15 protein-coding genes and 2 tRNA genes are annotated in these 22,541 nt (G+C 65.6%); 8 read left to right on the forward strand and 9 right to left on the reverse strand.

Annotation, left to right across the window (positions count from 1 at the left end; genetic code table 11):
• Positions 1-56: 56 nt before the first annotated feature.
• Positions 57-857 (reverse strand): carboxypeptidase-like regulatory domain-containing protein, encoded by an 801-nt coding sequence (locus B2747_RS10340; RefSeq protein WP_291160092.1) that lies wholly within the window; start codon positions 855-857, stop codon positions 57-59.
• Positions 858-1,115: 258 nt separating this feature from the next.
• Between B2747_RS10340 and B2747_RS10345 the strand changes: the two genes are divergently transcribed.
• The 3 genes from B2747_RS10345 (at position 1,116) to B2747_RS10355 (ending at position 5,875) form a co-directional block, all read left to right on the forward strand.
• Complete coding sequence (locus B2747_RS10345; RefSeq protein ID WP_291160094.1) at positions 1,116-1,988, forward strand: hypothetical protein; 873 nt, start codon at positions 1,116-1,118, stop codon at positions 1,986-1,988.
• Positions 1,989-2,220: 232 nt separating this feature from the next.
• Positions 2,221-4,569: a DUF2723 domain-containing protein gene (locus tag B2747_RS10350; protein WP_291160097.1), complete on the forward strand. Its 2,349-nt coding sequence runs from the start codon at positions 2,221-2,223 to the stop codon at positions 4,567-4,569.
• 94 nt (positions 4,570-4,663) lie between these two features.
• Positions 4,664-5,875 carry an amidohydrolase family protein gene (locus B2747_RS10355; RefSeq protein WP_291160227.1) on the forward strand — a complete coding sequence of 404 codons (1,212 nt, stop codon included), beginning with the start codon at positions 4,664-4,666 and terminating at the stop codon, positions 5,873-5,875.
• A gap of 440 nt (positions 5,876-6,315) precedes the next feature.
• On the opposite strand, the gene B2747_RS10360 is transcribed toward B2747_RS10355, so the two are convergent.
• From B2747_RS10360 to B2747_RS10370, 3 genes are all read right to left on the reverse strand, one after another.
• The gene (locus B2747_RS10360; protein WP_291160100.1) at positions 6,316-7,065 is read right to left on the reverse strand and encodes a Bax inhibitor-1/YccA family protein; all 750 of its coding nucleotides are present in this window, start codon (positions 7,063-7,065) and stop codon (positions 6,316-6,318) included.
• A gap of 92 nt (positions 7,066-7,157) precedes the next feature.
• Complete coding sequence (locus tag B2747_RS10365) at positions 7,158-8,165, reverse strand: DUF1611 domain-containing protein (protein ID WP_291160103.1); 1,008 nt, start codon at positions 8,163-8,165, stop codon at positions 7,158-7,160.
• Positions 8,166-8,325: 160 nt separating this feature from the next.
• Positions 8,326-9,384 carry a sirohydrochlorin chelatase gene (locus B2747_RS10370; RefSeq protein WP_291160105.1) on the reverse strand — a complete coding sequence of 353 codons (1,059 nt, stop codon included), beginning with the start codon at positions 9,382-9,384 and terminating at the stop codon, positions 8,326-8,328.
• A 167-nt stretch (positions 9,385-9,551) separates the two neighbouring features.
• On the opposite strand from B2747_RS10370, the gene B2747_RS10375 reads away from it, so the two are divergent.
• From B2747_RS10375 to gltX, 5 genes are all read left to right on the forward strand, one after another.
• Positions 9,552-9,638: transfer RNA gene (locus tag B2747_RS10375), tRNA-Ser, on the forward strand.
• Between the two features lie 2 nt (positions 9,639-9,640).
• Complete coding sequence (locus B2747_RS10380; RefSeq protein ID WP_291160110.1) at positions 9,641-10,810, forward strand: WD40/YVTN/BNR-like repeat-containing protein; 1,170 nt, start codon at positions 9,641-9,643, stop codon at positions 10,808-10,810.
• 14 nt (positions 10,811-10,824) lie between these two features.
• Entirely contained in the window at positions 10,825-12,555 is a 1,731-nt protein-coding gene (locus B2747_RS10385) for a M28 family metallopeptidase (protein WP_291160113.1), read from the forward strand.
• A 127-nt stretch (positions 12,556-12,682) separates the two neighbouring features.
• Positions 12,683-12,772, forward strand: a tRNA-Ser gene (locus B2747_RS10390).
• Positions 12,773-12,822: 50 nt separating this feature from the next.
• Positions 12,823-14,361, forward strand: coding sequence for a glutamate--tRNA ligase (gltX, locus tag B2747_RS10395; RefSeq protein ID WP_291160116.1), 1,539 nt, complete (start codon positions 12,823-12,825; stop codon positions 14,359-14,361).
• A gap of 695 nt (positions 14,362-15,056) precedes the next feature.
• Here the strand turns inward: gltX and B2747_RS10400 are convergent.
• From B2747_RS10400 to B2747_RS10420, 5 genes are all read right to left on the reverse strand, one after another.
• On the reverse strand, positions 15,057-16,088 hold the full coding sequence (locus B2747_RS10400) for a hypothetical protein (RefSeq protein ID WP_291160119.1): 1,032 nt from the start codon (positions 16,086-16,088) through the stop codon (positions 15,057-15,059).
• 36 nt (positions 16,089-16,124) lie between these two features.
• Positions 16,125-16,742 (reverse strand): fumarylacetoacetate hydrolase family protein, encoded by a 618-nt coding sequence (locus B2747_RS10405; RefSeq protein WP_291160121.1) that lies wholly within the window; start codon positions 16,740-16,742, stop codon positions 16,125-16,127.
• Between the two features lie 132 nt (positions 16,743-16,874).
• Positions 16,875-19,424: a helicase C-terminal domain-containing protein gene (locus tag B2747_RS10410; protein ID WP_291160123.1), complete on the reverse strand. Its 2,550-nt coding sequence runs from the start codon at positions 19,422-19,424 to the stop codon at positions 16,875-16,877.
• A gap of 23 nt (positions 19,425-19,447) precedes the next feature.
• Positions 19,448-20,713 (reverse strand): hypothetical protein, encoded by a 1,266-nt coding sequence (locus B2747_RS10415; RefSeq protein WP_291160126.1) that lies wholly within the window; start codon positions 20,711-20,713, stop codon positions 19,448-19,450.
• Entirely contained in the window at positions 20,710-22,530 is a 1,821-nt protein-coding gene (locus tag B2747_RS10420) for a hypothetical protein (RefSeq protein ID WP_291160129.1), read from the reverse strand. Before B2747_RS10420 ends, B2747_RS10415 begins: the two co-directional genes overlap by 4 nt.
• Between the last annotated feature and the right edge of the window lie 11 nt (positions 22,531-22,541).

A 22,541-nucleotide genomic window follows, 5' to 3' on the forward strand; every position in this document is an offset into this window, starting at 1 on the left:
TGTGGTCAGCCAGCACTGGCATCGCGTTGTACCAGAGCTTGGCAATCGGCCGGATTTCACATCATCGTGATGACCACCGCTCCACACTTGCCCGACATCATGGGCAGGCCGGTCATGATGGAGGTGTTGGGATAGATCTCCACGCTGCGGAACTGCAGCGGGCTGAGCGACTGGATGTCTTCCACATCCACCGGCTGGCGGTTGAGGAAGAATTGCACTTGGCAGCCCTGCCCTTCGATCTGCATGGCCCCGGTGCCCGCGCGTGTGGTGGCCACACTGATGCCACGCGCCGTGCGCTGCGCGAGGATGCCCGGCACGCCTTGAATGAGATCCACCACACCGGCTGGTTTGCGCGCCAGAATGTCATCGCGGGTCAGCAAGCGCCCCGTGCTCACACGAATCTGCAGCAGACGCTCCGCCATGGCCGTCGCATCACGACCAGCTGCGTCCATGGTGGATTGCACCTGCACGGGCGTGAGCTTGGTGAGCCGCGCGGTGGCGAGATTGACCGTATCCGCTACGCCGGCGAACACGTTGATGGGATGATTGATGGGCGCATAACCCAATCGGCGAGCCGTGAGCACATAAGCGCCGGTAGGCGGATCGCGGAACATCCAGAAGCCCCGCGCATCAGTACGCGTGCGCAGTCCGGTCCCCACGAGGGCGACCTCAACATCGGCCAGCGGCCGGCCCGCCGCATCAATGACGTCACCGACCAACGGTACCCCAGCTCGGCGGGTGGTATCGGCGGCACCAGAACGCTCGCTCTGACCCTCGACCGGGCGAGCCAACACGAGCAAGACAGACGCGATGGCCGGCGTCCAGAACCGGCGGCTGACAGCAAACAGGAGTCGCATGCGTCACGCTAGATAATTTCCGGACCAGAGCCAATCCCCCGGGGACAAGAGCCCGCTCCCTGTCGTCATGTCGCGGGCATTCCCATGCATGAGCCCGTCTGTTGCACGTTTGCGTCAGACTGTGGCGAGTTGTGGCCATTTTCCGGAATTTCCTGGCGTCCCCCCAGTGGTATTTCCCTAAGGACGCGGGGCAGAGCGCGCGGCGCGAATCATGCAGTGTTCATCATGAAACGGTCCGCCCTTTGACCAGGAGCTGTCATGCTTGTCCGCCCCCGTCTGTTCTCGAGCCAGGCGCTTCCCGCCCTGCTCCTTGCCGCCCTCGTGGCGCTGCCCGCCTCAACCGTCCAGGCCCAGCAGTGGCAGGACATTTCCAGCGGCGGCTACTGGGACAACAACTCAAGCGACGGCACGAACTGCAACATTGGCCGCATCCTCCGCAACACGGAGGGGAGTTGCAGCAATCAGAAGCCTGCCGGCTGGCTCAGCACGAGTGGTGAACTCATTGCAGCCAACGCCAGGGTGCTGCAGAGCGGCACTGGAACACCTCTGCGCTTCTTCTTCGGCGCCGGCACCTGGGAAATCGAACTGCTGGGCAGGGTGGCAGGCGCCGATGTGCCTTTGGAGTCGCAGTTCGGCTATCAGCTGGCAGACGACTTTGACGTGGAAGCGGCTGTGACGGGTCCCACAACCATCACGGTCGACTTCGGATTCTTCCTCTGGGTGGACGCGTGGAACCCCACTGGTGACCCGCGTCGGTTCTACACCGACATGCTGACGTTCGATGGTGAGGAATTCGCTGCCGCCCCCCAGCAGTTCGCGGTCTTCACAGACATTGGTAACGCCGCTCCGCCGGTATCAGACATTGACGCTTACGGGACTTTCTACCAACTCGCCAACACCGGCACCTACTACGTCGGCGCCGAAGACAACGCCTGCGACCCGATCCCCGGCGCGGGCGGCTGCGCCTTCGGTTATCCGAACGATCGCAATTCCTTCTCCGACCGTGACTACAACGACTTCGTCATCCGCGTGAAGGCCGTCCCCGTGTCGGAACCGGCGCTGCCCGCGTTGTTGGCCAGCGGTCTGCTGCTGCTCGCAGCGCGACGAGCGCGCCGACACCGCGCGTTGTAGCCCCAGCACACAACGCGCCGCGTTCGGCCGGGCTGTCCGGCAAACCACAGCACCAACGTCCAAGGCGGGGCCGACTGGTCCCGCCTTGTTGTTTGAGTCGGCCAACTGGCCCCCAGCTTCTCGCCCCGGGCGGTTGTGCCCGGTCCCCCCGCTGGCGAGCTTTGAGGGTTACTGCTCCTCTGCCCACCCGGTCCGCCTCCGGCCCGGGGCGGCTCCACTATTTGTCCCGTCCATGACCGTCGCCGCGACCGCTTCCGCGACTACGGCCACCAGCATCGGTGCCAAGGGCACCGATGCGGCCGAACTCGACTACCGCCCGTCCTACCTCGCCGCCACCGTGGCGGGGCTCGTGACCTTCCTGCTCTACCTGGTCACGCTCGCGCCGTCCACGTCCATGTGGGACACCAGCGAGTACATCGCTGCCGCCTACGTGCTTGGCCTGCCACATCCGCCGGGCAATCCGCTCTTCGTGCTCATCGGCCGCGTGTTCGCGGTGCTGCCCATCGCACCCACCGTGGCCATGCGCATCAATGTGCTGGCCGCATTGGTCAGTGCCGTGTCGGCGGGTTTCTGGTTCCTCGTCACCGAGCGCGTGCTCGTGCAGTGGATGCCGCGGCGCTGGCAGCGCATCATCGGCGGTTCGCTTGCCGTGCTCATTGGCGCCACCGCCTTCACGGTGTGGAACCAGTCGGTGGTGAACGAGAAGGTGTACACGGTGTCACTCGTTGGCCTGGCGTTCATCTGCTGGCTCACCGTGCGCTGGTGCGACGATCCCGAAGGCCCGGTGGCAGATCGCCTGCTCGTGCTGATCGCCTATCTGCTTGGCCTTGGCTATACCAATCACATGGCCGGCATGCTGGCCGCACCGGCCGTGGGTCTGGCCGTGCTGATTCGTCGCCCGCAGACGGTCATGCGCTGGAAGCTGCTGGTGGCCTGCGCCGCCGCCCTGGTGTTCGGTCTCACGCCGTTTGCCACGCAGCCCATTCGCGCTGCGCACTTCCCCGCCATCAACGAAGGTGAGCCCACCGGATGCGTGACGGAAATCCGGATGGACTGCACGTTCAGCAAGCTCACGTACGACCGCTTCATGTACAATTTCAACCGCGGCCAATACGGCAAGCCGGAGCTCGGAGAGCGCCAGGCCCCGTTCACGGCGCAGGTGGGAATGTACTGGTTGTACTTCAAGTGGCAGTGGCTGCGTGACGCCTACAACGAGAACCCGGGTCTGCAGAATGGACTCGCCGTGTTCTACTTCATCCTCATCATCCTGGGTGGATGGATGCACTTCCAGAAGGATCGACGATCCTTCTGGTTCTTCGGACCACTCGTGTTCACGATGACGTTGGGGCTGATCTTCTACCTCAACTTCAAGTACGGTCACTCGCAGGCGCCCGAGCTGGGCGACTCCGTGCCGCGTGAAGTGCGTGACCGTGACTACTTCTATCTCTGGAGCTTCTCGGCGCTTTCCGTCTGGGCCGCGCTGGGCCTGTTCTATCTGTGGGAGACGGTGGCCACGCTGTTTGGCGCCGACGAAACGAAGCTGGGCAAGACCACCGTGGTGGAGCCGCGGCCACGCAGCTTCGCCATGGCCTCGCCGCTGCTCGTGGTGGCCTTCATCCCGCTCTTCGGCAACTGGACGCAAGCCTCGCGCTCTGGGCAGACCGACACGGCCGACTTTGCGCGGGACCTGCTCAATTCGGTCGAGCCCTACGGCATCCTGATTACCGTGGGCGACAACGACACCTTCCCGCTGTGGTACGCGCAGGAAGTCGAAGGCGTGCGTCAGGACGTGATCGTGGCCAACACCTCGCTCATGAACACCGACTGGTATGTGCGACAGCTCATTCGCAATCCGGTGCGGGAGTATGACGAGGCCAAGGGGCCGGCCATCTACAAGGGTGGCAACTGGAAGAAGCCCAGCGGCCCGCCGTTCAACCTCACTTACGACGAAGCCGACGCGCTGCCGCTCTACATCCCCACGCCGCAGAACGCCGCCTTCCAGAAGGGCAACATCATTGCCCAGCCGCGTTCGCCGCAGCTCATGAAGTCCGACCAGCTCGTGTACTTCATGTTACGTGACGCCTTCCCCGATCGGCCGCTGTACTTCAGCCGCACCGCCGGCGGGTATCCGTATGAGCTGGGCCTCGAGCGCTATGTGGTGACGCAGGGCATGGCCAAGAAGCTCATGCCCGACCCGCAGGAGCCGGGCGGTGATCTCGTTGTCATTCCCGGCGAAGGCCTCGTGGACGTGAAGCGCTCGTACGAGCTCTGGAGCTCGGTGTTCACCGCCACCAAGTCGCTCGCGGCCCGCAACGGCTGGGTGGACGACGCGTCGGTGGGCATCCCCGATCTCTACGTCATCAGCGGCATCACGCTCGCGGAAGCGCTTGCGCAGACCGGGCGGATGGCCCGCGCCGATTCCGTGTACAACCAGTCGCGCGAGATCGCCAAGGCCATGCGCCGCGAAAGTGTGTTCGGCTTCGAGCGCGTGGCGCAGCCCTTCGCACAGCCCGGCAACGACACGGCCGCACAGCAATTGCTGTTGCCGGCCGATACGGGCCGCGACAGCAGCCGCAACTAGTTCGCCTGGTATTGCCGTGGTCTTTCGCACGTCGGGGATCGACCACAGTCGGTCCCCGCGTCGTTTCCTCACTCAGGAGTCGTCCGTGCGTCGCATGCTTTCGCTCGTTGCCGCTTCACTGCTGTCCACACCGTTCGTTACGTCGTCATCCGCACTGCAGGCCCAGGGCGGCTTCCGTGGCGGCACGCAGATCAAGGACGGCGAGTCCTGCCCCGCGGGCATGACGGAAATCCGTCCGCGCACCTGTCTCGCGCCCGAGGGCGCGGTGCCCAGCATCGTCGACTATCGCCCCAAGTCGACACTCAAGGTCCCCGCCAACATGCGGCGTGCCGCAAAGTTTCCGGTGGTGGATTTCCACGGCCACCCGGGCGGCGCGCAGATCGGCAGTGTCGAGGCGCTCGAACGCTTCCGGTACACGCTCGACTCCATCAACGTGCGCCTCATGGTGGTGGCCGGCAACGTGTCCGGCGATCGCCTCACGCAGGGCCTCGCCCTCGTCAAGCAGTCGCCGTCCATGAAGAACCGCGTGGTGTTCCTCACCGGCATCAATTTCAGCGGTGTCGGCTCGCCAGGTTGGGCCGAGCGCGCGGTGGCGCAGCTTGAGGCCGACGTGAAGGCCGGTGCCGTGGGCATCGGCGAGGTGGGCAAGGGCTTTGGTCTGTCCACGCGCAAGGCCGACGGCTCGCGCCTCAAGCTCAATGACCCGGAACTCAAGCCGGTGTGGGCCGCCGCGGCGCGCCTCAAGCTGCCGGTGTTCATTCACACGGCGGACCCGCAGGAGTTCTTCCGCGATCTCGATTACACCAACGAGCGCTGGCTCGAGCAGGCGCTCTTCCCCGAGCGTCGCTATCCGCAGGATCGCTACCCGAGCTTCGAGCAGCTCATGAACGAGCGCGACAGCCTCTTCCGCGCCAACCCGCAAACCACCTTTGTCGCGGCGCACCTTGGCTGGCATGCCAACGACCTCGGGCGACTGGGCAAGATGTTCGACGAGATGCCCAACGTGCTCGGCGAAATGGGCGCGGTGCTCTACGACATTGGCCGTCAGCCGCGCGCGGCGCACGACTTCTTCGTGAAGTACCAGGACCGCATTCTCTTTGGCAAGGACAGCTTCCAGCCCGAGGAGTATCCGTACTACTGGCGTGTGCTGGAAACGCGGGATGACTACTTCGATTACTACCGCGACTATCACGCCTTCTGGAAGCTCTACGGCATCGACTTGCCGGATGCCGTGCTCAAAAAGGTGTACTACCAGAACGCGCTGCGCATCATGCCGGCCGTGCCTTCGGCGGGCTGGCCCAAGTAAGCGCTGCCGGATCCGGCTGGACTGATTATCACGGAGTACTCGGACAAAAAGGGAAACCACAGGATCTGCATTCCGCAGTTTCTGTGGTTTCTTCTTTTGTGCGCGCTGCTGACCAGGCCGTGTGGGGGCCGAGATCAATAACAACTCACGCAGGGGAATGGAGGGCGCAGAGTACGCAGAGGAGGGTGAAAGAATGGGCTGATTTTACATCCTTATCCGTGCTGTTTCCGCTTCATCCGCGTGATCCGCGACAAGGCAGTTGAGCCCCCGACTGCATCTCTCTGCGGCCTCTGCGCCCTCTATTCCTCTGCGTGAGCTGTTCACGATCTCAAGGAATGAACAAAGACCTCTGAACGAAAAAACCACAGAACCTGCAGTGTGCAGATCCTGTGGTTTCCTTGGTTGTCCGCGGAATCCGCGATAGTCAGTAAGTCAACGTGTCAGTCGCGACGCCCCTGCAGGCGCGACAGCAAACGAAGCAGCTCGAGGTACAGCCAGATGAGAGTGACCATGAGCCCAAACGCCGCGAACCATTCCATGGCCTTCGGCGCGCCCATGCGCACGCCTTCTTCGATTCGGTCGAAATCCAGCACCAGATTGAGCGCCGCCACGCCAGCGATGGCGAGATTGATGCCGATGGCCAACATCCCCGACGACGTGAAGTAGCCGATGTTCACGCCGAAGAAGCCAAGTACGAACGAGATGAGATAGAACAGCATGATACCCATCATGGCCGCCATCATCATGCGCTTGAACCCTTCCGTCGCGCGCAGGATGCGGAAGCGATACAGCACGAACACGCCCGCCGCCACACCGATGGTGAGCAGCACCGCCTGCTGCGGCAGACCCGCAAAGCGCAGGTTGTAAAGCGCGGAGATGCCGCCGAGAAACACACCTTCGAGCGACGCATACAGCGGCGCCGTCCAGCGCGCCCACATGGGCTTGAAGGCCGTCACCATGGCGAGAATGAACCCGCCAATACCGCCGATGAGCATGGCCGGCGTGATGAGCTCCACGCGGCCGGCCGACACCTGCTGCCAGGTGAGTGCCGAGGAGAACGCCAGCACCAGCAGCAGCACACCCGCCTTGCCGGCCGTGCCGGCCACCGTCATGGGCGTAGCTGCGTCCAGACCCAGCGTGTTGCGGGCCGTGTCGGCAAACTTGGAGAGTACCGGGTTGTTGCTGCGCATGATCACCTGGGAGTCAACGGGAAAACGAACCGTTCAGAAGCAGAACCTGGCGCCGTCTGTCACGGCGACCTGATTGGAGTATCGACCCCGAGTCATACCCCGGGCAAGGTGGAAACGATCGCGTCCACGCCGCCGCGCATCGGATCACACACCGGAACGCCAAGCAGCGCCTCCACCTCGGCCCGATACGTCACCCACGCGGCTTCGTCGAGCGCCGAGGAGTTGATACTCACGCCGGCCAGCCGCACCGCCGGGTTGGTGAGCCGGGCCAACCGCAGATACAGGTCGGCCGCTTCGTTGAGCGGTGGGATGGGAAAGCCTGGGCGATGCTCGATGGTAAGCCGCGTTGGGTCGTGACAGAGCACGAGAAAGTCCGGCTGCGAGCCATGCAACAGCCCCAGCGTCACCGCCGCATATGCCGGATGAAACAGCGAGCCCTGCCCCTCAATGACGTCAAAGTGATCGGCGTCGTTGTCCGGCGACAACACCTCGGCGGCGCCGGCAACAAAGTCTGATATGACGGCATCGATGGGAATTCCCTCGCCGGCAATCATGATGCCCGTCTGCCCGGTAGCGCGAAATGTGGCCTTCGCTCCACGCGCCTTCAGCGCCTGCGTGAGCGCCAGTGCCGTGTACTTCTTGCCGAGGGCGCAGTCGGTGCCGACGGTGGCAATGCGCAGTCCGCTGCGTTTGCGACCTGTGCCGGCCGGATACGGCTGCTGCAGGTGCCGCACGTCGACCAGGCGCACTCCGCGCCGCGCCGCCGCTTCAACAAGCACCGGAAACGACGACAGCCGCGTGTGCATACCGCTCACGAGGTCGAGACCCGCTTCGATGGCCGCGAGCAGGTCCGGCAGCCACGCGTCGGGCACGGCGCCACCCACCGAGGCAATGCCGATGACGAGACTTCCCGCACCCTGCGCCGCCGCTTCGGCTGGCGAGAGACGCGACAGGCCAAGCTGCACGGGGCAGCCCGGCACACTCCATTCACCCAGCACGTGCTGCGGGCACCAGTCCCGCAGCCCCTTGGCCGTCTTGGCGTCGGTCTCGTGACGGGAATCGCCGAGATACAACAGATAGGGCGTGCGCAGAGTCAGCATGCTCGCAAATTGTGCATCTGAACCAAGTGGGCGCCAGCGGCAGGCCTGGAGCCCTGAGCCGCCAGCGCCGTCCCGCCAGCGCCGTCCCGCCAGCGCCGTCCCGGCAGCGCCGTCCCGGCAGCGCCGTCCCGCCAGCGCCGTCCCGGCAGCGCCCAGCTACTCAGCGCTGGGCCGCTGCCTTGACCGCGGTGCCACTCACCGCCTCACGCACGCGCGACTCCACCCAGCGCGCCATCGCCGGATGCGGCAGAATGGTTTCGGCGACGTAGCGCGACTTCGTGCCGGCAATGTCATTGGCCACCTTGCTGCGGCTCACCACGCCACGCGACAGCAGCACCGGGACTACCATCACCTCACGGCCGGTCAGCTGATTCTGCAGATCGATCAGTTCGCGCACGCGGATCACCGCCTCGGCCCGCACATGCGCGGGGGCATCGTCGCGGACCATCTCGAGCCGCACATCGCGGTAGCCCGTACGCGCCTTCACCGAGTCGGCCACCACACGGAGATTCTGCATCCAGTGCGCGTAGTCTTCGGCGCTGTTGGGACCATGCCCCACGATCAGGAGCGCATGTTCGCGCGGCGTGTTGGTCATGGCGCGCGCACGATCCGTGAGCACATCAGCCAGCTCGGGCGCACTGTCGATGGCCTTGGTCATCACCATTGGCACCGACGTGCGCGGCTTCTCGATGCCCGCCATGTGGAGGTGATGCTGCATCATGTCGTCGAGCGTGATGCTGTCGCCTGCGAGATAGCGGATCTGATCGTAGTGGCCGCTATGGCTGGAGACGAGCATGGGCACGACCACGATGCGCGAGGCGCCGCCCTTCTCGAGGCGCGCCACCACGTCCTGGAAGCGCGTCTTGGCCGCGGCCGGTCCCATGAGGAAGGACACTTCCACCGGGGCGCCCGTCTTCACCTGCCGCGCCACGTCCAGCACGTGCTGGTTCCACACCGAGTCGCCACCATGCGCCACAATGATGGTGGCCGGGGTGCCGGCGGCAGCCGCAAAGGCCTTGGCCGCGGCGCTTGACGCCGGCGACGGTGAGGCCACCGCCGGTGCCGGAGCCCCATGCTGGCTGTGGTCCTGCGCCTGGCCGCGAACCGTGGCCGGGGCCACCACGGCCAGCATCAGCGCCGACAACGCGGACGTCAGGGGCAGAAAACCACGACGCATCGGGAGACCGGCCGCAGGCTGGAAGGGAACGAAAGTGATCATGGCAGGGTTAGTTGAGAACGGCCATCAACAAAGACTCCGAATATTGAACCCGATACCCGAGTATGTCAATCGGGTATGGAATCGGGCCGACACAATTCGCCTGTGCGTGACACCCTGATACATTTCGCCGCACTCCCACTCCGCCCTCGGGCGGGGCGCGGGATTCAGGGGGGATGGTCGAGTGGTTTAAGGCTCCGGTCTTGAAAACCGGCGTACCGGCAACGGTACCGTGGGTTCGAATCCCACTCCCCCCGCTATGCCCGACTCGATGCGCAGCTTCCCCACCCTGGCGCTTCGGCGTCTCCGTCTCGTGTCGCCCGGTGTCGCGGCCGTCACGCTCATGCTGAGCGGGGCGGCCGTTGCCGCACAAGCACCCGACGCGCAGTCTCAACCGAGCACGCAGCCGAGCACGCAGCCGAGCGCGCAATTGAGCGCCCGGAGCCAGCCACCGCTGCCGCGCATCACACCCGTCGTATCCGGCGTGAGTCCGCTGTTGCAGGCGGTGCATGCGGCCGGGGATTCGGTTCTCTGGGCAGCGGGACATCGCGGTGTGGTCCTGCGCTCGCGCGACGCCGGTCGCAGTTGGGAGCGACTGAACACGCCGAGCGGCGACTCACTCGAGTACCGCGATGTGCACGGCTTTGGCGCCGACACCGCGTTCATTCTGTCGGCCGGCGCCGGCAGCAAATCGCGCATCTATCGCACCGTCAACGGTGGGCGCGATTGGGCGCTGCAGTTTGTCAACCGAGATACGGCCGCGTTCTACGACTGCTTTTCGTTCAGCAGTGCACAACAGGGCGTCGCCTTCAGCGATGCGTCGAACGGTCGCAGCAACATTCTGCATACCAGCAACGGCGGCGCACGCTGGGCCCTGCGTGATGCGCAGCAGGTGCCCGCGCCGCTCGAGGGCGAAGGGGCATTTGCTGCCAGTGGTCAGTGTGTTGCGCATGCCTCGGCCAACCACGTGTTCATCACCACCGGCTCACCCGGCGCGCGTCTTCTTTCCAGTCGTGATGGCGGTCTGACCTGGCGTGTCGACAGCACCCCCTTTGTGCGCGGTGCGGTGGCCGGCATGACCGGCATCACCTTTGCCACGCCGCAACGCGCTGTCGCAGTGGCCGCCGACATCAATGCGCTGCGCACCGACACCTCCAGTCGCGTCATTGGCGTAACGGAAGACGGCGGTGTGTCCTGGCGATTGCTGCCACGCCCCACGCAGCCCGGCGCGCTGGTGAGCGCGGCCTGGGTGCCGGCGAACGGTGATCGCATCATGGTGGTGGCCAGCTATGGCGGTGCCAGCTACAGCACGGATGCCGGGCAAAGCTGGACCCGCATCACCGATCAGGTGACGACCTCCGTGGCCACGATCGGACGCACGGCCGTACTCGTTGGTGGCAGTGGTCGCATCTGGCGCATCGAATTCTGAACTCCCTCCCCATCATGACCAACATCCTTCGTTCGTGGGGCACAGTCGGGGCCTCGTTTGCGACTCGCGGTGGCACTCTGCTCTCCGCGGTTCTGCTGGCCGCATGCGGCGGAGACAGCGCGGCTCCAGTCGACGACACGGCCCTCGCCCCGGCGTATGCCGCCATCACCGCCGACGACATCATGCGCCACACGCAGGTGCTGGCGCATGACTCGCTCGAAGGCCGCGCACCCGCCACAGCGGGCGAAGACAAGACGGTGCGCTACCTCGAGGAGCAGTTCAAGGCCATGGGGCTCGTGGGTGGCATGCCGGATGGCTCGTTCGTACAGAACGTCACCCTGCTCCGGTCCGTGCCGCATCCTGAGGCATCGTTCCATGTGGGCAGCCGCGTCATTCCGCTCTCGCATCCTGCCGACTACTACATGGTCACACGCCGCGAGCAGGCGCTCGTGGAAGCCGACGCCGAACTGGTGTTCGTTGGCTATGGCGTGGTCGCCCCCGAGTATGATTGGGACGACTACAAGGACGTCGACGTGAAGGGCAAGGTGCTGGTGATGCTGGTCAACGATCCGGCCATTCCCGACGCCGGAGATTCGACCAAGCTCGACGCCAACATGTTCAAGGGTTCGGCCATGACGTACTACGGCCGCTGGACCTACAAGTACGAGATCGCCAGTGCCAAGGGGGCAGCAGGCGCGATCATCATTCACGAGACCGGCCCGGCCGGCTATCCGTTTGCGGCGCTCTCGAGCCTCGCGCGCGAGAACCTCGACATCAAGGCACCCGACGGCAACATGTCGCGCACCGGTTTCGAGGCCTGGATCACGCAGCCCAAGGCTGAGGAACTGCTGAGCGCGGCAGGCCAGAGCTTCGCCGCGCTCAAGGCCGCGGCGCTGCGCAAGGACTTCAGGCCCGTCGCACTGGGTGCGCGCGCACGTGTGCGCCTGGCGAGTGAACTCAGCACGGTGCAGTCGCGCAACGTGGTGGCCATGCTCCCCGGCAGCGATGCAGAGCGCAAGAACGAGTACGTGATCTACTCGGCGCACTGGGACCACATGGGACGCGACACCACGCTCAGTGGCGATCAGATTTTCAACGGCGCACTCGACAACGCCTCTGGCACGGCGCAGATGCTGAGCATCGCCAAGGGATTTGCGGCCCTGCCCACCAAGCCGGCGCGCTCCATCCTGTTCGTCGCGCTCACCGCCGAAGAGAAGGGCCTGCTGGGCGCGCGCTACTTCGCCACGCAACCGCCGGTGCCGTTATCGCAGGTGTTGGCCAACATCAACATGGATGGCGTCAATCAATGGGGCCGCACCAGCGACATGGTGGTCATCGGTTTTGGCAACAGCACACTCGATGACGTGCTGGCTGATGTACTGCGGCCGGCCGGACGCAGCATCGGGCCCGACGAAGAGCCCGAGAAGGGGTACTTCTACCGCTCCGATCACTTCGAGTTTGCCAAGCAGGGCGTGCCGGCACTCTACACCGAGGCGGGCAGCCGCTTCATCGGCAAGGACTCGAGCTTTGGTGCGCAGAAGCGGGACGAGTACACGTCGAAGGACTATCACCAGGTGAGCGACGAGGTGAAGCCCGACTGGGACCTGAGCGGTGCCGTGGAGGATACCCGCGCCCTGCTGGCCGTGGGCTACCGCGTGGCGAATGGCGAGACCTGGCCCACCTGGAAGCCGGGCACCGAATTCAAGGCCAAGCGTGATAGTACGCTGGCCAAGCGGACGCCCTGACCCCAGCGACCCGCCATTGCCCGGAGCGTACCCGGCTGTGTAGATTCCCGGTCTGTCATGGTTCGCGCCTGTCGTGCGCCACGATGGCACGGAGTCTCCGGTGCAAACCGCGGGTCCGTGGGGTGTTGGAGAGATGGCCGAGAGGCTGAAGGCACCGGTTTGCTAAACCGGCATAGGGGGTCAACCCCTATCGCGGGTTCGAATCCCGCTCTCTCCGTTCCGCGGGTCCGCTGCAATGCCGGCGGGCCCGCGTTTGTTTTTCCGGGCATGAACGTGTCCATCGCGTTCTGTCATCCATCCGGTCAGTGGCCGGACACCGACTCTGCCGACCTTCAGGTCGTGGTGCATATGACGTCTTCGCTTCCCCAGACGCTGCGCGTGCGTTTCGCGCCGTCTCCCACGGGCTTCCTGCATGTGGGTGGGGCACGTACCGCCCTCTTCAACTGGCTGCTGGCCCGCAAGTTCGGTGGACAGTTCCTGCTTCGCATCGAAGACACCGACCGGCAGCGCAGCACCGACGAAAGCACGCGCGCCATCTTCGAGGGGCTCGAGTGGTTGGGCCTCAGCTGGGATGAGGACGTGGTGTATCAGGGCGCCAATGTGGCGCGGCATGCCGCCGATGCACACCGCCTGCTCGAGTCCGGCGCCGCCTATCGCGACTTCACCACTCCGGCCGAAACTGAGCGCCTGCGGGCAGAGGCTGAAGCGCGCGGCGACGTGTACCGCTTCGATCGCGCGCAGGCCATGCTGAGCGACGAGGATCTGGCGGCGCGGCTGGCTGCCGGCGCGCCGTATGCCATCCGCTTCAAGGTGCCCGAGGGCCACACGGAGTGGCATGACCTCGTGCACGAGCGCATTGCGTTTCCCAACAAGGACATCGAGGACTTCGTCATCCTCCGCTCCGACGGAACGCCGGTGTACAACATGGCCGTCGTCTCAGACGACATCGCCATGGGCATCACGCTTGTCATGCGCGGTGACGATCACATTTCCAACACACCCAAGCAGATCCTGCTGTATCGCGCGCTCGGCGCCACGGTGCCGCAGTTTGCGCATGTGCCCATGATTCACGGCACCGATGGCAAGAAGTTGAGCAAGCGTCATGGGGCCACCGCCGTGGGCGACTATCAGCATCAGGGACTCCTGCCGCAGGCCATGCTCAACTTCCTCGCGCTGCTGGGTTGGTCGCCCGGTGACGACACGGAAGTCATGACGCTCGCGCAACTCGTGGACAAGTTCCACGTCGAGGGCCTGCAGAAGAAGGCCGCGGTGTTTGACACCAAGAAGCTCGAGTGGATGAACGGTCAGCATCTCGCGCTCATTCCCATCGCGGAGCTCGGGGCGGTGGTGGCGCCGCTGCTCGAGAAGGCGGGGCTCGCGACCGTCGCGGAGCTTGAGGCGCGCGCAGCCTGGTACCATGGGGTGCTGGAACTGCTGCGCGTGCGCGCGCGGCTTACCGACGAGATCGTGGCGCAGGCGCGGCCATTCTTCGGCGAGACGGTGGAATACGACGCCGACGCGGTGAGCAAGCAGTGGCGGGACGCGGCGCTCACGGCCGACGTGCTGCAGGCCACACACGACGCGCTGGCCGAACTGCCCGCGTGGGAGATGGTCGCCATGGAGGAGCGCCTGCGCACTCTGGCCGAAGTGCGTGGCATTTCGGGCGGCAAGATCTTTCAGCCGCTGCGTGTCGCGCTTGTTGGCCTCACGGTGAGCCCGGGCATCTTCGATGTGCTCTACTACCTCGGTCGCGATCGCGCCCTCGCGCGCATCGCGGCGGCGGTGCAGTACCTGCGGGCGGGCTGAGTGGGCCGCTGGGTCCGTCGCGTAAAGTCGGACACCTGGCTGACCGCCATATCGTCAACAGCTCACGCAGAGAACAGCAAGAGAACCGCAGAGGGCGCGGAGAACAGCAGTCCGGGTTGAACTGCCTCGACGCGGATGTCGCGGATGAGGCGGAAACCACACGGATGAACGGCCGCGATTCAATACTCGGGGCAGCGCACCTCTGCGCCCTCTGCGGTCCTCTTGCTGTCCTCTGCGTGAGCTGTTGACGATCTCGCTGAGTCACCGAGGATTTCCGCTCGCAATGAACCAGCAACAACATCACGGAGCCAACTGGCCTGAATAGACTCTGCGGAAGAACGAAACTGATCCGTGTTGTTTCCGCCCAATCCGCGTCATCCGCGACAAGGCTGTTGAAGGTATCTGCCGCCGGTACGCCGCCTGTTCACTGACTTTGTGGCGGCCCAAAGACCCATAACAGCTCACGCAGAGCACAGCACGAGAACCAAAGAGGGCGCAGAGAACAGCAGTCCGGGTTGAACTGCCTCGACGCGGATTTCGCGGATGAGGCGGAAACCACACGGATGAACGGCCGCGATTCAATACTCGGGGCAGCGCACCTCTGCGCCCTCTGCGGTCCTCTTGCTGTGCTCTGCGTGAGCTGTTGACGATCTCGCCGATGCACCAGACCATCGGCGCAGCACGCAACCAGTGCGCTAGCGCGGCGGATCCTGCTTGTCGGCCGTCCGCACCGGAGCCGCCACGCTGGCGCTCGGTGCACGCAATCGGTCACGCCGCTCCGTATCGCGACGCGCATCCATTTCCTTGACCACACGGCGGAACTCGGCTTCACCCAAGCCACGCGAGGACATGCGTTGAATGTCAGCGCGCGCCTGCTGGAGACGTGCGCCATTGCTCATGGCTGTGGGATTGGCGGAGAACTGCGCCGCGGTGGCCGCGTTGAGCGGCAGGAGCCCAAGCAGCGCATTGGGAATGGTGACCTTGCCGAGCCGAATGCCCTGCTGATCCCAACCCCAGCGATTGCCGTTACCGTCGGTCTTCGTCCAGTCACCGGGCTGACGGCCCGTCTGTCCGCGCGCACGGGCGAGCGAGTCGACCGAATCCTGCGCCGCCATGAGCACGCCGCGCATCATCTCACCGATGTTGTCCGCACGATCACCCTGTACGGCCCCACCACCGCCGCCACCACCGACCGGACCACGCCAGACGCGCTCGTCATTGTAGCCGGGCCGCACGCCCCGCACGTTCGGGTCGAGCGCCCCCACCCCATTGCCGGGCGCGGCGCTGCCGGTGTCGCGGGACACCGCAGGAGCCGGAGCGGCTGTCACCGGCGCGTTGGGAACGCCGACAGGCTGTGGCGACGGCGCAACCTGCGTCGGCGGTGTTTGTGGCCGCGGCCTGACCGCCACGGGAGGCGTGACCTGCGTAGGCTGTTCGCGCGGCGCGATGTACGTCAGCCGCTCCTGGCGCAGCTCTTCATTGCCAAACGGAAGCAGCCGACGGAAGGAGTAGCCCTTGGGAATGACCTGAACCAGGAGGGCCACCGCCACGACATGCAGCGCGACTGCGAGCAGCACCGTACGCGGCGAGCGCCTGTCCTGCTGCGGCAGCCCTTGCAGCCGCTGCCCCAGCGGCGGCTTGGTACGCGCACGCTGTGGCCCCGCCCCGCCCATTCCGGACGGCTCGTGCGCACCCGGAGGTGAGGGAGGCGGGACACGATCGGTCATCTGAGAAAGATAGTCGGTTTTCCAGGTGACGATGGGTCAGGAAGGCGCCACTACGGGATTAGAGACCCGGCTCAGGCCCACCAGTTCCACCTCCACCACGTCGCCCGGCTCGAGTTTGCGGGTGCCGGCCGGTGTGCCCGTCGCCACCAAGTCTCCGGGCTCCAGCGTGAGGTACTGCGAGATGTAGTGCAGCAGAAACGGGATCTTGAACACCATGTCAGCGCCCGTGGCCTCCTGCACCACCTGACCGTTGACACGGGTCACGAGCTGAATGGTTTCCAGATCGGCAGGGACCGGCGCCACCGGGCCGAGCGGACAGAAGGTGTCGAGCCCCTTGGCCCGCGCCCACTGGCCGTCATTGCGCTGCAAATCGCGCGCGGTGACATCGTTGAGCGCCACCACACCACCGATGGCCGCCCGCGCTTCCGCCTCACTGCCGGCCTTGCTGAGCCGGGCACCCATTACCACCGCAATCTCACCCTCGAACTCGATGTGCGTGGAGACGGGATGCAACACGATCGATTCACCTTCGCGGATGATGGCCGAGGGCGGCTTGAGAAACAGCAGCGGTTCCTTGGGCACATCGTTGCCCATTTCCCGGGCATGCGCCACATAGTTGCGGCCGACGCAGACGATCTTGGATGGTGTTGGCACGGGGTGAACCGGTTGGAATTGGACGGGATGCCGGACTCAAGACTCTGAACCTGAACACACGACTCGGAACTGATCAGTTTCGAGTTCTGGGTTCAGGTTTCGTGTCTCGAGTCAAACTACTCGCCGGCCAACTCATCCGCGTTGACGCCGGTAGAAGGCAGACACCTCGCCCACCACCTCACCCCACGCACCAGAGACCCGCCGCGCCGGTGGCAAACCCTCCAGCAGCGATCGTCCATAGCGTTTCGTCACCACACGCGGATCACTCAACACCACCACGCCGGCGTCAGTCCCGCTGCGAATGAGACGGCCGAAGCCCTGCTTGAGGCGCAGCGCCGCGTGCGGCAGCATGTACTCCATGAAGCTGTTGCCCCCGCGCGCTTCAATGGCTTCGCACTGCGCCGCCACCACTGGCTCGGTTGGCACACGAAACGGCAGCTTGGCAATGAGCAACCCACGCAGCGCCTGACCCGGCACGTCAATGCCCTCCCAGAAGGTGGCGGTGCCCAGCAGCAGGGCGCGCCCCGAATCACGGAAGCGCTGCAGCAGCACATCCCGCGGTTCTTCGCCGTGCACCAGCAACGGCCAGCGGCCCGCGGCGCCCGCATCACGCAGGGCGGCCGCCATCTCCCGCACATCGCGGTGACTGGTGAACAACACGAACAGCCCGCCATCGCTGGCCGTGGCGAGATCCGTCAGATGCCGCGTCACGGCTGCGAAATGCGCACGCGCATCTTCGTTGGGCGCCGGCAGGTCAGTGGGCAGCACCAGCAGGGCCTGACGCGGATAATCGAACGGCGACGGAAACACGGCCGTCACGCGCTCTCGCTTGACCTGATCGACACCGAGCCGTTTCTCGAGAAAGCTGAAGCCGCCGTCGGTGGCCAGTGTGGCACTGGTCACCACCGCGGTATCAAGTCGCTCGAACAGGTCCTCGCGCAGCACCGGCGCCAGGTCGAGCGGTACACCGTGCACCGCCACATTGCGTTCGCCGTTGGCTGAGGGCTTGCCCTGATACTCCATCCAGCGCACCACCTTGGGCCCATCGCCGGTGGGATTGAGCCCCTTGGAGAGGGCGTCGCCGGCCGAGTGCAATCGACGGATGACCGCGCGAATCTCGTTGAGCAGCGACTCCATCTCCTGTGCTCGCTTGCTGTCGCTCTCGAAGCGTTCGCGCACCACCGCGAGCCCCTTCCCCAGCGCGTCGATTTCAGTCAGCAACTCGCCGAGCGTTTCACCAATGCCGCCGAGCCACAGCGGATGCTGTTGAAACGTGTCGGTCAGACGCATGACGGGCTGGCCCTCCTGCTCCAGCACGGCCGCCAACAGTTCGAACAGCAGCTGCGCGCGATCACGCGCGGTGACCGTGCTGGAAAAGAGGCCGCTTTCGATGAGATCGAGGCTGGCTGTGCTGAGCAGGTCGCGCTTACCCACGAGACGTGACACCAGTGTGGGCAGGAGACCACGTCCACGCCGCTCGAGTCGGGCAAACAATCGCGCAAGCGCGCGACGCGTGACACTGTGCCCGAGGTGTGCGGCCGCCGCGTCTTCGAGATGATGCCCCTCGTCCACCACCAGACGACGATAGGCCGGCAGCACGGCCGCCTCCTCCCAGTTCTGCACCTGGCGCCGAACGGCCACGTCGCTGAGCAGGAGGTGATGGTTGACCACCACCACATGCGCGGCCGCCGCCTCACGCCGCGCCTTGAACAGATAGCAGTCGTTGTAGTGGGAACACTTCATGCGGGTGCACAAGTCCGGCTCGGCGGACACCTCATCCCACACATCGGCACGTGGCGGCGTGGCAAGGTCGGCCAGCGAGCCATCACTCGTGCGCGCCGCCCACTCGACAAGCTTCTCGAGCTCATCGCCGACACCGTCGTCGAACAGCGCGGCGCCGGCACCCGTGGCCTGCTCCAGACGCTGCAGACAGAGGTAATTGCGCCAGCCTTTGAGCAAGGCGAAGGTCACCGTCTGGTCGGTGAGCGCCTGCTTGAGAAACGGCAGGTCCTTGGCCACCAGCTGCTCCTGCAGCGTGATGGTGTTGGTGCTTACCACCGTGCGCTCACCATTGGCCGCCGCCCAACGCAACGCAGGTACCAGATACCCGAGCGACTTGCCGACGCCGGTGCCGGCTTCAAGCAGCGCCACCCCACCCCGGTTGTAGCGCTGCGCAACTTCCGCGGCCATGTCGCGCTGACTCGGACGATCCTCGTAGTCGCGCGCCGACGACGTGCCGTTGCCTACGCCACGCATGACCGCCGCGATGGGACCGTTGGGGCCCAGCGTCTCGTGAATGGCCTCGATGGCCAGCGGCACCCGTTCGCGCTGCGTGGGAATTTCGGTGACCACATACACACGCGTGGCGCCGTTGTCGCAGATGGCGAAGCCCACGCCATTCTGATGCAGACGCCACGCCACCTCGAGGTCCGCCTCACTGGGCGTCAGCTCACCCGAGGGGTGATTGTGCAGCAGCATCTGCCCGCGCTCCGCCACGCCTGGCAGTGCGAGCACACTCTGCACATCACCGGCGGCCACCTTGCGCGCCGTGGCCAGCATGCCGTCCTTGTCCACTGTGCAGACGAAGCAGACTTCGTTGCCACCATGCAGCAGAATCTGCGTGCGCACGGCCTGTGCGGCCGCCTTGGCGAGGCGGGGTTCTCCCGACGTGGTGCTGGCCATGAACGTGCCGACCTGCCCCGGCCTCAGGTCTTGCGCGGCTTCTTCTTCGCGGCCGGAAAGAGCACGTTGTTCAGAATCAGACGATAGCCCGGCGAGTTGGGATGCAACGACAGATCCGTGGGGGCGCTGCCAATGGCATGCTGCGGATCTTCCGGGTCATGACCACCCAGAAAGGTCCACGAGCCCTTGCCGTAGTCGCCATGCAGATACTTGGTCCACGGCGCGCCTTCTTCCTGCGCCAGCACGGTCACGCCGCTCTTGACCACGGCACGATTGAAACTGGTGGTGACGCCATAGAAATCCGAAACGACCGTGCGATGATTCTGCACGAGCATGCTGGCCACCGGATCGAGCTTGGCCGAGAACTCAAAGAGGCTGAACGCACCGAGTGGCTGGCGTCGCGACGGCACGTTGACCTGATGGCCGTCGATGTCACTGAGCGCATTCACGTAGGGCGACGGCTCGATGTGCGCACCCTGAAACGCCAGGGCGCGTGTCCAGTCGAGCCGGGCATCCGCGTCTGGCGCCGGCGGCGTGCCGTCGGAGAACGGCCCCGCGATGTCCACCGCGAACGACGCAATGGACAGGTCGAGCGACTCGGTGGCTCCACACATGGCAAAGAGAAAGCCCCCGCGCTCCACGAAGGTCCGGATGCCGTCGGCCACCGCCTTCTTGAGCGTGGGCACATCACCCTTGCCGAAGCGACGTCCCGTGGCGAGATCGCGCTCACGCTGCGCGATGAACCAGGGTGCATCGCGATACGCGAGGTAGAGCTTGTTGTACTGCCCCGTGAAGTCCTCGTGATGCAGGTGCACCCACTCGTACTTTGACAGGTCACCACGCAACACATCGTCATCCCACACGGACGTGAAGTCGATGCCGGCGTAGGTGAGCGCGAGCGTCACGGCATCGTCCCAGGGTGGCTGGTCGACCGGACGATAGATGGCAATGCGCGGCGCGCGCTCGAGCACCACGGCGTCCATGTTGCCGCCAGCGATCTCCGCGCGCGCGCGGGCCACGTCGGCATCGGTCCACGGTTCAACCGACACGCCGTCGAGTGCCGCGCGCTTCCTCAGGTCCGGTGCGTCGGGAACCAGAAACGCGCCGCCGCGAAAATTCAGAAACCACTCGGCCTTCTGTCCCGACTTGAGTGCCTGGAAGGCAACGCCGTAGGCCTTGAGGTGATTGCGCTGCGCGTCGTCCATGGGCAGCATCAGGTGCTGCGCCGAGGCCACATCAGGCCGAAGGACGCACAACAGAGCGAGGGCAAGCAGCGCGCGCAGCATCATGCGGGCAATCTAGCGGGAGGGAATGCGAAGGGGCGGCCAGGCGAGGGGGCCACGGGCGACGAGGCCACGGGCGGCACCGTCCCCTTGAGTTTCTCGAGTTCACGGCGGGCCTGGGGAGCCAGGGCACTGCCGGTGTAGTCCACCAGCAACTGCTCGAGATGCGCGCGGGCTCCGTCCTTGTCGCCCTGCGCCAATTGCAGACGGGCCCAGCTCAGCAGGGCCTCAGGCGCTTCGGGACTCGTGGGATACTGTGTGATGATGCGACTCCACACCGCCGGCGCGGCATCGCGCGCACCCAGCCGCGCACTGATGGCCAGCACGGCGGGCGCCGCCGCGCCAACGGAGTCAGCCAACGCAGCAAACTGTTTGGCCGCTCCCGCCGAGTCACGCCGGGCGAACGCGAGGAAAGCCCGCCCGACCGCCGGCGAGCGGTCCAAACGCACACGCGCGAGCAGCCCCAACGCGTCCACCAATTCAGGACGCTGCGTGGACGCTCGCACGAGACGACGCCGCGCGGTGGCCAGGTCGCCATCGTACAACGCCAAGGCGCCGGCGATTTCGTCGTCGTCCTGCAAATCGCTTTCGCTCATTGCGCGGCGTGCCCGCTCCACTTCCCCGACCCGCAGCCACGCCGTGACCAGCGGTCGGGTCAGCGCCGCCCGCGTGACCTCATCAAGGCTGCCGCGTTCGCGATCCAGCACAGACTGGGCCTCGGCCACACGACCAGCCTCACCGAGGGCTGCGATCTCGAGCGGCAGCAAGGCCTTGCGGCGCGTGCGCTCCGATGTCGTGTCACGCGCGCCGCGCGATGGCGCCGGTGGTGTTCGGCGCACCATGGCGAGCGCCGCAGCCGCATCGCCACTGCGCAAGCGGGCATCCGCAGCACGTTGCTGACTCTCGAGATCGCCACGCTGCGCAAACACCGCACTCCAGGCCTCGGCAGCCACGCTCCAGTGCTCACCGGACTCGGTACGCTCACCGAAGGCGCGCCAGGCCGCCAAAGTGCTGTCGTCCGGCGGCAATGTGGCCATGACCTGCCACGCGCGACGGGGTTCACTCCAGGCCAGTTCCAGCGAAGACAGCAGACGACGGCGCCCCAGTTGCGCAGGCGGAGCTTCGAGGACGCTGCGAATGGAATCGCGCGCCGCAACCGGCGCACGCTGCATGCCATACAGCGCGGCCGTCTCGAGCCACGGCTGATCGATCAGCGCTTCACGATAGGCACGCGCCGCCGCATCCCATCGGCCCAGCGACACATGCAATTGCGCCGTCTCGCCGGTGACGGCGCCCGCAGCGCCCAGCGTCCGCGTAGCCTCCTGCAAGAGCGAATCGGCGGCGAGACTCCGCCCCTGCTGCATGAGCAGGCGCGCATACTCGCGGTACGGTGCACCATCGTTGGCATCGGCGCGCCGCCACATCTGAAAGGCCGTGCGCGCCTCATCATCACGACGCATGGACACGAGCGTCCGAAGATGGATCTGGTGGGCCGTGGGATCGGTCGGGCGGCGCTGCAGCACCCGACGCGCCATGGGTACAATGGAATCCAGCGCTCCCTGCTCGAACCACACACGTTCGAGCCCCAGCATCGCCACCGCCAAGCGATCCCCGTCGGTGGCACCTGCGGCCAGCACCTGCAACACGACTTCCTTGTACGCGTCGGCGGCGCGTGCACGCTCGCCCTTGTCTTCGGCATCGAGCGCGCGAGCCAGCGGGTCTGTTGGGACGCTGCCGCCGGCGCGCGCCGTCTGCGCCTCGAGCGGCATGAGGCACAGCGCCGTGAGAAGCGCCGCCGGAATGAGTTGAGACAGTCGCTTCATGACGAGGCCCC

Source organism: Gemmatimonas sp. UBA7669, from assembly GCF_002483225.1.
Lineage (GTDB): Bacteria > Gemmatimonadota > Gemmatimonadetes > Gemmatimonadales > Gemmatimonadaceae > Gemmatimonas.

Bases quoted from the DNA above. Each gene is read 5' to 3' on its own strand.
- B2747_RS10380 (WP_291160110.1), top strand. From the start codon at position 9,641: ATGCCCGACTCGATGCGCAGCTTCCCCACCCTGGCGCTTCGGCGTCTC.
- B2747_RS10410 (WP_291160123.1), bottom strand. From the start codon at position 19,424: ATGGCCAGCACCACGTCGGGAGAACCCCGCCTCGCCAAGGCGGCCGCA.
- B2747_RS10355 (WP_291160227.1), top strand. From the start codon at position 4,664: ATGCTTTCGCTCGTTGCCGCTTCACTGCTGTCCACACCGTTCGTTACG.
- B2747_RS10370 (WP_291160105.1), bottom strand. From the start codon at position 9,384: ATGATCACTTTCGTTCCCTTCCAGCCTGCGGCCGGTCTCCCGATGCGT.
- B2747_RS10385 (WP_291160113.1), top strand. From the start codon at position 10,825: ATGACCAACATCCTTCGTTCGTGGGGCACAGTCGGGGCCTCGTTTGCG.
- B2747_RS10345 (WP_291160094.1), top strand. From the start codon at position 1,116: ATGCTTGTCCGCCCCCGTCTGTTCTCGAGCCAGGCGCTTCCCGCCCTG.
- B2747_RS10365 (WP_291160103.1), bottom strand. From the start codon at position 8,165: ATGCTGACTCTGCGCACGCCCTATCTGTTGTATCTCGGCGATTCCCGT.
- gltX (WP_291160116.1), top strand. From the start codon at position 12,823: ATGAACGTGTCCATCGCGTTCTGTCATCCATCCGGTCAGTGGCCGGAC.
- B2747_RS10350 (WP_291160097.1), top strand. From the start codon at position 2,221: ATGACCGTCGCCGCGACCGCTTCCGCGACTACGGCCACCAGCATCGGT.
- B2747_RS10415 (WP_291160126.1), bottom strand. From the start codon at position 20,713: ATGATGCTGCGCGCGCTGCTTGCCCTCGCTCTGTTGTGCGTCCTTCGG.
- B2747_RS10420 (WP_291160129.1), bottom strand. From the start codon at position 22,530: ATGAAGCGACTGTCTCAACTCATTCCGGCGGCGCTTCTCACGGCGCTG.
- B2747_RS10360 (WP_291160100.1), bottom strand. From the start codon at position 7,065: ATGCGCAGCAACAACCCGGTACTCTCCAAGTTTGCCGACACGGCCCGC.
- B2747_RS10400 (WP_291160119.1), bottom strand. From the start codon at position 16,088: ATGACCGATCGTGTCCCGCCTCCCTCACCTCCGGGTGCGCACGAGCCG.
- B2747_RS10340 (WP_291160092.1), bottom strand. From the start codon at position 857: ATGCGACTCCTGTTTGCTGTCAGCCGCCGGTTCTGGACGCCGGCCATC.